Origin of the sequence: Luteolibacter sp. Y139, from assembly GCF_038066715.1 — a bacterium.
Classification (GTDB): Bacteria; Verrucomicrobiota; Verrucomicrobiia; order Verrucomicrobiales; family Akkermansiaceae; genus Haloferula; species Haloferula soli.
Genome location: NZ_JBBUKT010000019.1, coordinates 68,711 through 79,619 on the forward strand (window position 1 = coordinate 68,711; position 10,909 = coordinate 79,619).

Below are 10,909 nucleotides of genomic sequence, written 5' to 3' on the forward strand. Positions count from 1 at the left end.
GGCTTTCAGGTAGCTGAGGTTGTTGCCCGGCTTCCCTTCGCAATCGCGGCTCTCAAGGCGGACACGTGGAGGACCACGGCGAGCGGGACAAAAAGTCCGGGGATGAACATGTAAGGAAAGGTCCCGATCATCAGGTTCGGGACCTCCGCGTGAATCAGGTGAAGAGGTCCGGGAGCAGTCAGAACGGCACGGACCACGACGTTCGCAAGCGCCAGTAATCCGAGCAGATTCCAGATCACAGCGAGCTGTCGTCCCCGTTCCCAGTGGGAGGAAAGCCATGCAACGATCAGTGCCGTGGCTCCCACGTAAATGTCCACGTTCGCACCGGAATACGTCAGCATCCTCGGCACGATCCCGTCGAGCCAGAGCTGGTGAATGAACAACTCGACGATCACCCGGGAACTCTGGAGCGCCATCAAGACTGTGAGCGGCACCGCTACGAGATTACCCCCTAGTGTCCGCACCACGAAGACGGCCAAGAAGAGCAACACCGGAACGAAGAGGAATACCACCCCAGGCAGCTTCATGTCGGTATTCCGGATGACACCAGCATGGCCGATCAAGCCGACGTAGGCCAGCCACGCGGCCAAGGCGACGGTGGCGATGATCGCAAAGCGATTGCTCAAGCTCCGCCAGATCAACCAGCCGGTGACGACCGCCATCGCGGCCACGAACAGAAGGAAGAGAGTCGTTGTCATATCCTCAGAGGTTGGAAGGACCCGTCGTGGCTACCGTCTCGACCACTCCGGTCGAGACGTCGTAAACCATGCCGGTAATGATTACCCCGGCCGGAAGTTGGGGATTTGACTTCAGCGCGGCCACGTCGAGAGCCACGGAGCGATAGGGATCGGTGATCGCCAGCTCATCAAGGCCGCTGGCCTCCACGCCGAAGTGCTTGGCTAGGATCTCAGGCGAGTGGACCAGACAATTGATCCCACAGTCGGTGTGATGCAGCACTATGAGGTTCCAGCCCTCCCCCATCTCGGCACCATTCGATCGGGATACCGTGCGCAGCATGGCCATGGTCTGGAGCGTCGAGGGAAAGATCCGGCCGCCCACATTGCGGATCACGGCCGCCTCTCCGGGAGCCAATCCGAAAAGAGCGCTTGGATCCACACGCGGGTCGACACATCCGATGATCGTCGTCTTCAGCGAAGGCATCATCTTCAGGCCTGCGATGAACCGGCTTGCAGCGAACGCCGAGTTTCTTCGCGTGAGTTCTTCTACTGCATTCATAGTAAGTATTTTTTTGGAGGGATTTGGATTTGAGGGGAATGAGAGGGCCCGCAATGTTGCATATGCAACATCATGGCCGAATAAAAAGCTCAGGCGGGCTTTGCCTTCATCAGGCGCTTCGCCATATCGGCAATCGCCACGACATTGTCGTCGCCAAGCAGGGTCTTGGCCTGCTCCTGCGCCTTCCGCCATGCGGGTGCCACCTTCTTGAGCAGGCTGGTGCCCGCTGCCGTTAGCACCAGCGGCCTGGCCCGCCCGCCGGCGTCACCGGGGACCTCTTTGATCCAACCACCCGAAAGCATGAGCTTCAGATTCCGCGTCAGGGTCGACCGGTCCTGATGATGGCGCCGACCGATCTCAGCCCGGCTCGCAGGCGCCATCCTGGAAATGACGACCAGCAGAGCGAACTGCGGTGAAGTGAGGCCGAACTCTCGAAGCGCCTCATCGTAAATGCCGGTCAGCACCCGGGAGATCAGGCGAGTGCGCATCAGCAGGCAGGTGGACGCGAACTCCGCGACCACTTCGTTGCCTGCCGTCATGTGCCCTTCGCTTTCCATGAGGCCACTAATGATGCATATACAACATTAGGTCAAGCATTTCTTTCCGCACCGGTTTTCCCGAAGCTTCGAGCCATACCACCTGCCCCAATGCCGCGGTAATGATTTCGCCTTCCCCTCTCCCGCCCTCCCGCCCAAAGCTAGCTTATCAATGAAGACCGCCCTTCTTTTCCTCCCTCTCCTCACCAGCTCCCTGCTTGCCCAAGGGGCAGACCAATCCCCCACTGACGCCGACTTCCCCATCCAGGGCGAATACGCCTTCGATGCGAAGGCCATCCAGAAAGGCCCCGGCGTCCAGGTCATCGCCCTCGGTGATGGCAAGTTCGAGGCCGTCTCCTTCAAGCACGGCCTGCCCGGCGCGGGCTGGGAAGGCAAGTGGGCCGCAGTCACCCACAGCGAAGGATCACGCGACGCCTCTGGCACGGTGAAGTTCACCGGCAGCGATCTGACCGGCGAACTCTCCGGCCAAAAGCTTCGCCTCAAGGGTCCCGCCGGAAAGGAACTCGAGCTCACACGCATCGAGCGCCAATCTCCCACCCTTGGTATGAAGCCCCCGAAGGGCGCCACCGTCCTCTTCGGCGATGGCACGAATCTTTTCGACAAGAACAAGGCAACGGAAGACGGCCTCCTCTCCCAAGGCGCGAAGACACAGGAAACCTTCGGCGACTTCATCCTCCACCTCGAATTCCGCCTTCCCTACATGCCGAAGGAGCGCGGCCAGGCCCGCGGCAACAGCGGCCTCTACCTCCAGGGACGCTATGAGATCCAGATACTCGATAGCTTCGGACTCGAAGGAAAGGACAACGAGTGCGCCGGCATCTATCAGACCGCCGCGCCATCGCCGAACATGTGCTTCCCGCCCCTCACCTGGCAGACCTACGACATCGAATTCACTGCCGCGAAGTTCAACAAGGACGAGAAGAAAAGGAAGGCCACCGTCACCGTCCGCCACAATGGCGTCGTCGTTCACAAGAACCTCGAAATCCCCGGCCCCACCGGCGGCGCAATTCTTCCCGACAACAGCGAACCCGGCCCCATCCTCCTGCAAGACCACGGCAACCAAGTCCGCTACCGGAACATCTGGGTGGTGAAAAAGTAAGGCCGCCCAAGCGTCTGCCTCACCACCGCGCCTGGAGTCAGAGCTTCTGCTCTCGGAAGCCCGTGATCGTGGTCATCGGAATAAATTCCGATCCAAGCTCCGATACTGAATCGCCTCCAAGGTATCGTTCGCCCGGATATGCTCCGAACCTGCGAGGTCTGCGAGCGTCCGCGCAACCTTGAGGATGCGATCATGCGCCCGCGCGGAGAAGTTCATCTGCTCCATCGCGTGCTCCATGTAGCCGGCGCTTTCGGCATCAAGCTGGCAATGCTCCTTCACCTGTCGCGCACCCATCGCTGCATTCGTCTGTTGCGGCTTGCCAGCAAAGCGGCGGCGCTGGAGATCGCGGGCCTGCATCACGCGGCTGCGGATCGCCTCCGACTTCTCCCCACTGCTGGCAGCCGAGAGTTCACGGTAGTCCACCAATGGCACCTCAACATGCAGGTCGATGCGATCGAGCAAAGGCCCCGACATCCGCTGGCGATAGCTCTCAATCTGCCGCGGCGAACAGCGGCACTCCCTTTTACTATCTCCATAGTAGCCACAGGGCTAAGGATTCACTTACGGGCGACAGCCAGCATGGCGAACTTAACTCTCTTTGAATGAGTAGCTTGCTGTTCATGCTGAACCGGTATGGCTACTATGGGGACGCAGAAGTTGAACTCCAATTCATGGGCGCCAATAAGATTCCCCTTAGAAGTGCTCCGCCCGATACTCGGTGGACTCGAACTCGACCTCCTATGCCCGCAGCCCCTTGGAGCGGCTTCGTGACTTGTCGCTGGCTTCGAATGAAGCGATTTGGGCTAACAATGCCTCGTAGGGACCTTTGTCTACTCGCTCTTGGAAAATAACGCAGGAGCCCACCCTCCACGCCGAAGCAACAGAGCTTCCCTCCCCTGCCCGAGGGCTCCCCGAGCCTACGAGGACCGTCTGGCTTTTCGTAAAGCCAGCGTGCCAGGAAAGCCCCCAGATGCTTGAAACGAGGCGCTTTCGCCCTCACTCCGTAAAGGACCCTCTTGGGTATATCGAAGCTCCGGGTCTACGGAAAAGCGAGTCGGCGCACGCCAAAGGCGGAGGACGAACCACCTAGTCCACTGGAGCAGGGAACCTCGCGATAAGCCTAGCCGTTGTGCTTTCTGAGCAAGGCGCCTTCTTTGATCGTCGCAGAACCTAAGGCGCTTCTGGCCCTGCAACTCCCTCAGCACACGAACCTCCTCCTGAAGATACTCAATGACGTCCTGCTGCTGCCGGTTGATCCAGCCTGCCAGAGCTATCAGAATGAGAGTTGATCCCCATCGCAGTAGGGTGGCAGTGTGACAGCCCTGGCACAGCCCAGAATCGAGCTGGCATTAGCCGGTTTCAAGCCACTGAAATTAAGTCCATTCCGGAGCAGTCCAGTTTCTGGATGCTACGGCCTCCGATAAAATTCCGTCGTGCACCTCTCTTGGAAGCCCGGGAGGTGATAGCACCTCCGCTAATCTCCAAATGCGCAGGAGGTGGACTTGGATGACCCGGAATCGCATGCAACACACGGCTTGCCGTGATAATGGCTCTCCCTCCCGTGAAATGACAGGGAACAAACTTTGTCCTGTCCGTTCCCCCAAAAAGCTTGGATAAAGGGTGATTCTGCAAAGCCAGAAGCGGGCGCCCCTAGGTGGGCCGATGAACACTGAAAATCAGACGCTGCCAAGGAAGCCGAATTTCTGGAAAATATAGGGCAAGGCCGTTCAGTTCTGGGCTTCCACCGAGGATTCCACACTAAACAGTGTAGGCTTTCAGAAAAATAAACGTTGAGTGAATAAATAGATTTGCGCGAAACCCAGCGCTACACACCTTTACGCAACCCTTAACTTTTAGCATATGAAACTGAGCAAAAAACATGACATACCACCTTGACTCCAATTGAAATTTTTCAAAGCTTATCGGCAAATCATGATCACAAAAATTCATGGCCTCCTCGACAACAAGATAAAGACGCAATGGATTGCCGCAGCCATATTGTGCATCCTGACGGCGTCGTGCAAAGCTCAAGAAACCAAAGAGGAGAAGAAACAGACCGATATCCCGGCGCCGAAATTCGTTACTCGAATAATTGAAGCTCAGCTGGGATTGGATTCTAAATCTCAAAAAAGGACAATAACTCCAAACAAGGGCGTTTTACTTCCGAACCTCACCGGAAATAAGCCACGCCTGCTCGCTGAGTGGATAGTCGATCAGGCGAATACAGCCTACGACTCGGAGCTCAACAAGAGTGGGACTTGGAGTTCACTACAAGGCCTTACAGAAGAGCATGCCGAGCCGGACATAATACACGATGAGGCGAATCACCAGCCTCCGAAGCTTTCCGACGAGGACAAGAAACTTTGGTCCCAGATGGTGGAAGCTGAGGGACTTGTGCAAAAGGCAAAACATGAACTTGAGGCGCTCCCAGATGGGGATTCAAAGCGTCCACTCTTTCAGGCGAGACTGACTTCAGCAAAGGACAAATTAGCAGTGCTGCTTTTAGCCAATCACGATATTGCTCAACTATTTACTAATCGGACGACTAACGAACCGGAAGTTACAACACTCTCCCCCACAAAAGTCGTAGATACTTACCCTCCCGTAAATGAATGGGAAAAAATCAACACTTGGACCTCGATTAAATTTGGAGGAGAAGCCGCACTAGTCGATTTGAAGAACGTTGAAAACACATCCGAAGAATCAGTAGATTCCGTCACTTCAATCTCAATGGAGATTGCTCAAGTCTCACTCACTCGACCGGGATTCTCAATCGAGAAACTGAAAGAGGCTGTGAATTCCCAACCTAACTTCAAGGGTCGATACATTATTTCTGATATCATTATTGCGCGCAATATTAGAATTTTGGTTTCGAACGAGGAGAAGATTAAAGAAGCTCTGAAATCTAACTCAAGCCAACTCGCCATCGATCCTATCGTGGTCAGCGGCCCCTATTCCCCATTCTTTGCAGAAGAAAAAGCCTTCACTCCCTCCTGGGAGGGAGAAACACTCGTAATCAATCCAATTCAAATCATCGCGTTTTTATGTCAAAAAATCAATTGATACAATTCGGCGTCGTGATTCTTGGCACGACGGCAGCCATCTCATCATCATCCGCGCAGGATGCTCAGCAACAAAGAGCAATTGCTTATGTCACAAATGTAAGGAATACGCTCAAAGAAGTCATTGCCGGAGCGGCGGGTACAGGAAAGCAAACAGAATTTCTGCTTAAAATTCCCGGGCTTCCCGTGGACTCCAAAATGGACCTTAGCAATCAAATCAATCGATTGTCGTTCATGAGAATCCTCGACAAGAGACCGCTTGGTGATCTTTCAGGGCAAACATCCGAGGAGTCAATGGCGATGATTTATCGAGAGGTTCTAAACGGCACCGAACCGAAAACTCCGACTGATGAAGACCAGGTCAAAGTGATTAGATCCGAGATACGGGCTATCGATGACAAGCTCGTAGTGCCGGCGGCGGAGGACGAGGAACCAACCAAAGGCGTCCAGCTCAAGTTCATGAAGTACAGCCAGCGCTATCAGGACGCCGTCACAGCTTACAACAAGTCCATAAGAGACAAGCAGACAGGCGAGGGGGAAAAAGGTACTGACGAGAATGCTAAATTTTCTGCCATGCAGATTGCGGAGAGCAATCTCAAGAATGCTAACATGGGGAACAGCACCGAATACTTCGATCTAGTCGGCAAACGCGATCAGCTTCGATTTGAACTGGATAAATTGGATCCGTTCGTATACCGACGTGAGATTTTCAACACATGGCTGGAAGTTCAAGGCCCCCCGCCCGTGCCAAAAACACTCTATTACCCACCACTTGCACAATGGGAAGGTGATTCGGGCTATGTCAAAATCAGTTTTAGCGCCGAAACGCTTAGAAAGCACTCCGGTTCATCCAGTTCTAGCGCCAGTGCTAACGGCGGATTTATGATGTTCAAGGCAAGTGGATCAGGCGGCAATTCACACACATTCTCGGACGAGCAGCTTAACTCTCTATCAATGGAGATGGAAATCAAGCAAGTGGTACTGGATCACATCTGGATGGACGCAACGGTCTTTCGCTCACCAAACTGGAAGTTCAAGAAGGATGGCCCTGGCACGATCGAAGCAGAAAAACAAAGAATCTCCTACGGGAAGCCGGACGAGAATGGTCTGTATCAGGGCCGCCTTCCGCTTTTGCCAGTGGGACTTGTGATTGCTCGGAACATCAAAATCAACGTAAAGATGGACAAGAAGACCGCTGATGAGATAAGCAAGCAGATCAGCGGAGGTGGAGGAGGCAGCTTTCTCGGCTTTAGTTTTGGAGCAAGTGCATCTCACAGTTCAACAGATAAGACGAAATTCGGGGACGCCACCGAAGGTGGCTTCGAAATTAAGGCTCCAACGATTATTGGCTATATCTGCGAAGTTCTTCCAGAATGCCCTACGCCATGATCAAAATTATTCTATGTGCCATTGGGGTGATCGTTCCACTCTTTGGTGACGAAATTGAGAGTCGGGTAACCGACGATCTTAGAAAATATGTTGTTCCAGATGATGGAAAAGGAGGATTCGTTTCACTATTTCCTCTGGCAGTCGAGGCCCCGCGAAGCTTTGATCCGTCAACCTTATTGGGTCTAAGGCAATACTACGACCAAGTCGTGGAGGTATCGGCGAAGTGGAAGCCCAAGGGAGTTTACCTCAGGCTCGGTTTACGTGAGTATATTAGAGATCTTTACGAGGGCGATTACCTCCTCACGCCAGTCGAAACCATGCGCATCACCAATGCGCGTGAAAAAATCTACCGGCAACCTACTGACCTTGAACAATTGAAAGGGATCAGCGGACCGCAGCTCCGGAAGGAGGTTGAACGGCATCTGGCGATGCAGTCGGTTGTTTTAGACAATCTCAGTGGAAAATGGGAGAACTTCGACAAAGGGCTTATTTTTAGCGCTTACGCGGAATTGATTGCCAATGAGGGATCAATCTCCCAAGCCTTGAGCGCTGAACGCGAGATTCTAGAGCTCCGACAAAAGACTAGAAAGCAGGAGTGGGTAGCGCGATTCAATGCTGGATCTGAAACCCCGATATTTTATCCTTCTGCACCTGACTGGACTGGTGTCGGGAGCTGGATAAATGACATTAAGATCTCCGGAGGCGATCCAAAGTCGACATGTCTTCTCGACGTAAAGATAATTACAATCGTCCGCCCTTGGATGCCAGTCGATTTTTATACTGCTGAGTGGGGAAGAATTTCAGCAGGAAGCGAATCTGACTTAATCGCCAAGCAGGCCAAGGAGAAGGGGCTCAGCTTCTTCGAGCACAGGTTCACTGCCATCCCGATCGCGCTTCTTCTCGCTGGCAACAAGAGATTGATAGGGAACTGGACGCCTGATTCTGTTGATCGTCTCCCTGCTGCCATTAAGTCCATTCAAAGCGACCCAATTCTAATCGGTATCATTGCCGTCCCTTCTCCAGGCGGACCTATCTCCAACAATCGAAAATTTAAATTCCTTGAATGAGACTCAATCTCTTTGCCCTGACTTTAGTGACCCTGACGTTTCAACTTGTTTCCTGTTCAACCAGCCGAGAGGAGGGGGCTTGGGATTATCGCTCAGTGCGAATTCCTTATAACCTGCCATTGGATCGCCCGGTGACCGTAGGAATGATGTATGAAGCGAAGGACAACCGGCGGGTACAATTTGGCGATTGCGTGCCTTTGTCTGCGAGTAGGGGCTCGGATGTCTGGAAAAAGGTTTTCGATTCCGAGAGGAGTGACGTTCCATATGAACGCGAGGTGTCTGACCGCGACTCAGTAATGATACTTCGCCATCTAGGTCTCCGGCGTGACACCCTTAAGAAGGTGGGAAACTTAGTCGTGCGAGCATCGGGGCGAAGAGTTGAGGCGATCACGGATAGACTTCTCTTAGAATCCTTACTAAACTCAACAGAATTTCCTCTAGGCGAAATTGAGTCTATTCATGATCGCGTCGAAAGAGGTCAGCTTCTGGAGATAGTTCTCCTCGAAGAGGTCGCCAGCAGCGTGACGTTTGGAATTCATACCAAACACGCTGAGGAGGTCTCGAAAGAGCTTCAAAGTTCTCTCGTGCTCAGAAAGAGATCCCTGGATATCAAATCGTTTAGCTGTGATGTGGAGAACGATCTAGTCAGCGTCCGGCTGCGGGGCGAAATCGTAATCCGAAGACTACTTGGGAAGTTTCAATCAGGAAATTCGCGGGGACTATCAATTATTAGCGCCATTGACGCTAGGGAATAGAAACTCCCCCAAGATGCAGTGAAATTTTATTTTTCGATATGCCAAACCTCGCGAACGGATTCCTGAAGGACGAAATGGATAGTCTTGAAGCCACACCTGCTGAACCCACAACCCGCATCACGATCCTCAATAGCGTGTTCAGAATCGAAGTCATCGAGTCAATTACAACATAGATGCCATGTTAAGATGTCACTTGGGCTTACAACAATATCACGATCGAACTGGATAATGTCTAGTTCTTCATGCTAAGGATGCTCAGCCCTTGAACGAATCTTGCCTCATCACGCCCTCGGACCGCGGCCGTTCTCTGCTCCTAACAGTTCATGCTGCCCATCTCCCTAAAACGAATCCCAGCGGCTAAGGATTGCCTTGCAGGCGACAGCCATCATGGCGAACTTAACTCTCTTTGAATGAGTAGCTTGCTGTTCATGCTGGACCGGTATGGCTACTATGGCGACGCAAAAGCATGAACTCCAATTCATGGGCGCCAATGAGATCCCCCTTAGAAGAGCTGCGCCCGTTACCCGGTGGGCTCGATCTCGATCTCCGATGCCCACAGCCCCTTGGAGCGGCTTCCTGACTTCGTCTGCGACAATCCAATTTCTGGACACTACGCCATGAGGACGAGAGTGCCTATTCCCATTACATGAGCTTGGCAGAGCGGCAGCCGTTGCACAGGCCAGAAGCGAGCAACGCTAGGGGGGCCGATAATACTGAAAATCTGACGATTCGGCGGTAATCGAGTTTCTGGACACTACGGCGTAGGGGCCCACTTGGTTCTTCCAGTGGGAGGGGGGAGTTGTTAGATCCGGGAATGATCCGACTCTTCCTTCCCCTCTCCTTGTGTCTCCTTGTCTGCCAATGTGCTTCCAGCGGAAGCGGCGGGGCGAGTTTCGAAGGCCGCCTGGCGCATCTGAAGGCCGAGCAAGAGTCCGACATGGCGGAACGGGAGGCCGGGACGCTTTCTTATGAGAAGTTCGATGCCCGGAATAAAGGACGGCTGCGCGAGCTCAACCGGATGGATGCGGAGCTGAAGCAGCAGGACCGCGAGGCGGCGTATCTGGCAAGTCACGGGAGCAGCTCCGGCTACGAGGCGCCGAGCTATGTGAGCCGGTCCAGGTCGCGCGGACCCTCGACGGTTTACGAGAGCGACTACAGCTACGGAAAGACGCTGGGGGGAACCTACCAGGCGACGAATCGCCATACCGGAGCGACGACATCGGTCGAGCGTCCGCTGGGCGGTGGCTACCGGACCAGCAGCAGCTCGGGATCCTCGGTGGACTGGAACCAGAACCTGGGCGGCGGCTACACGGGCCGCGACAGCGGGGGCGGAAGCTGGAGCACAGGCCAGAACTTGGGCGGACAACGGACAGTGACCGGGAGCAACGGGCGGACCTATACGCGCGAGCAGACGCTGGGCGGGGGCTACAAGTGGACGTCGGATTGAACGGGCGGGAAATGGGCCTCGACATGCGGCTTCCCGGTAGAAGTAGAACAGCAGGCCTACTAGCCGTTCCCGACATTTCAACTCTCCCGCCTCTCCGGGAACGAAGCTCATCTCGATGAGTTTGTTGTCCAACCCTTGGTGATTCCGCTCTTCGTGATAGTGGATGCAGAACTCGTCAACCGCCCGCTCCAGCGATCGTTACCCCACCCTCCACGCCGAAGCGACAGTGCTTCCCTCCCCTGCCCAAGGGCTCCCGGAGCCTACGAGGACCGCCTGGCTTTTCGTAAAGCCAGCGTG

10 protein-coding genes and 1 pseudogene are annotated in these 10,909 nt (G+C 54.3%); 6 read left to right on the top strand and 5 right to left on the bottom strand.

The genetic code is table 11. The features are described 5' to 3' along the window. Nucleotides 1-5 precede the first annotated feature (5 nt). The 3 genes from WKV53_RS28145 to WKV53_RS28155 form a co-directional block, all read right to left on the bottom strand. Nucleotides 6-698 (bottom strand): DUF8737 domain-containing protein, encoded by a 693-nt coding sequence (locus tag WKV53_RS28145; RefSeq protein ID WP_341408188.1) that lies wholly within the window; start codon nucleotides 696-698, stop codon nucleotides 6-8. A 4-nt stretch (nucleotides 699-702) separates the two neighbouring features. Beyond that, nucleotides 703-1,236, bottom strand: a complete 534-nt coding sequence (locus tag WKV53_RS28150; RefSeq protein ID WP_341408189.1) for a carbonic anhydrase — start codon at nucleotides 1,234-1,236, stop codon at nucleotides 703-705. A gap of 89 nt (nucleotides 1,237-1,325) precedes the next feature. Continuing rightward, nucleotides 1,326-1,793: a MarR family winged helix-turn-helix transcriptional regulator gene (locus WKV53_RS28155; RefSeq protein ID WP_341408190.1), complete on the bottom strand. Its 468-nt coding sequence runs from the start codon at nucleotides 1,791-1,793 to the stop codon at nucleotides 1,326-1,328. A gap of 151 nt (nucleotides 1,794-1,944) precedes the next feature. Here WKV53_RS28155 and WKV53_RS28160 point away from each other — a divergent pair, with 151 nt between their 5' ends. Then, entirely contained in the window at nucleotides 1,945-2,892 is a 948-nt protein-coding gene (locus WKV53_RS28160; protein WP_341408191.1) for a 3-keto-disaccharide hydrolase, read from the top strand. 72 nt (nucleotides 2,893-2,964) lie between these two features. Here WKV53_RS28160 and WKV53_RS28165 read toward each other — a convergent pair whose 3' ends face one another. After that, entirely contained in the window at nucleotides 2,965-3,324 is a 360-nt protein-coding gene (locus WKV53_RS28165) for a magnesium chelatase subunit ChlI family protein (protein ID WP_341408199.1), read from the bottom strand. After that, nucleotides 3,313-3,429 (bottom strand): annotated as a pseudogene (locus WKV53_RS28170) (ATP-binding protein); the annotation flags it as partial. The gene WKV53_RS28165 and the pseudogene WKV53_RS28170, both read right to left, overlap by 12 nt. 1,395 nt (nucleotides 3,430-4,824) lie before the next feature. Here WKV53_RS28170 and WKV53_RS28175 point away from each other — a divergent pair. From WKV53_RS28175 to WKV53_RS28195, 5 genes are all read left to right on the top strand, one after another. Continuing rightward, entirely contained in the window at nucleotides 4,825-5,955 is a 1,131-nt protein-coding gene (locus WKV53_RS28175) for a hypothetical protein (RefSeq protein WP_341408192.1), read from the top strand. Between the two features lie 14 nt (nucleotides 5,956-5,969). Continuing rightward, complete coding sequence (locus WKV53_RS28180; protein WP_341408193.1) at nucleotides 5,970-7,343, top strand: hypothetical protein; 1,374 nt, start codon at nucleotides 5,970-5,972, stop codon at nucleotides 7,341-7,343. After that, nucleotides 7,340-8,410, top strand: coding sequence for a hypothetical protein (locus WKV53_RS28185; protein WP_341408195.1), 1,071 nt, complete (start codon nucleotides 7,340-7,342; stop codon nucleotides 8,408-8,410). The genes WKV53_RS28180 and WKV53_RS28185 overlap by 4 nt, the downstream gene beginning before the upstream one ends. Beyond that, nucleotides 8,407-9,165 carry a hypothetical protein gene (locus WKV53_RS28190; RefSeq protein WP_341408196.1) on the top strand — a complete coding sequence of 253 codons (759 nt, stop codon included), beginning with the start codon at nucleotides 8,407-8,409 and terminating at the stop codon, nucleotides 9,163-9,165. The genes WKV53_RS28185 and WKV53_RS28190 overlap by 4 nt, the downstream gene beginning before the upstream one ends. An 814-nt stretch (nucleotides 9,166-9,979) precedes the next feature. Beyond that, the gene (locus WKV53_RS28195; protein ID WP_341408197.1) at nucleotides 9,980-10,612 is read left to right on the top strand and encodes a hypothetical protein; all 633 of its coding nucleotides are present in this window, start codon (nucleotides 9,980-9,982) and stop codon (nucleotides 10,610-10,612) included. The last annotated feature ends 297 nt before the right edge of the window (nucleotides 10,613-10,909 follow it).